Source organism: Bradyrhizobium sp. NBAIM08 (assembly GCF_020193935.1).
GTDB classification, from domain to species: Bacteria; Pseudomonadota; Alphaproteobacteria; order Rhizobiales; family Xanthobacteraceae; genus Bradyrhizobium; species Bradyrhizobium yuanmingense.
Genome location: NZ_JADYVR010000097.1, coordinates 1 through 549, shown reverse-complemented (window position 1 = coordinate 549; position 549 = coordinate 1). Strand labels below are relative to the sequence as shown.

2 protein-coding genes are annotated in these 549 nt (G+C 41.3%); both read right to left on the bottom strand.

Going from position 1 to position 549, the window contains the following annotated elements:
* On the bottom strand, positions 1-300 hold a 300-nt coding region (locus I6F37_RS38585), incomplete at its 3' end, for a hypothetical protein (RefSeq protein ID WP_225154157.1).
* Positions 301-350: 50 nt separating this feature from the next.
* Positions 351-549, bottom strand: a 199-nt coding sequence (locus I6F37_RS38580) for a T9SS type A sorting domain-containing protein (RefSeq protein ID WP_225154156.1), incomplete at its 5' end; no start/stop codon positions are given.

Sequence of the window (549 nt, the reverse complement as noted above, 5' to 3'; positions counted from 1 at the left end):
GGGATAGCATACATAATAATGTGTACCCGTTCCAAGCTGTGTCGCCAAAATTAATCCTCCTCCAAATGGGGTTAGAAATCCGCCAGGCAGGGCAGTATTGCCGTTTGCATTCCAGGTAGTATCACTCACCTCCACTGCATTGTGCGCTGAATCGATGACAAAATTCACGCTGTCGCCAGGATTTATAGTGATGGATGCAGGCGTAAACGTAAATCCAAAATTGGTGATGGTCCAGGTAGTGCAAAAACCCGTCAACCCGGCTGTCAACAGCAGAAGTGAAAGTAAAATTTTTGATTTCATTTCTATTTGTGTTTAAGGATTTGAATGGGTTGCCGTTGAACAGTTACTAATTATTGTATCACCACTTTTCTTGCAACTACACTTTGATTTTGATTAATAGAGAGGGAATAAATTCCTGGCTTTAATTCCGAAACATCAATGGTAATTTGCTCCTTGCTCCTTGCTGCCTGCCTCTGGCTAAAAACTTTCTGACCAAGCACATCATAAATTTCAATGCGCTCTGTTGCAAATTGCATATTGTCAATTGTC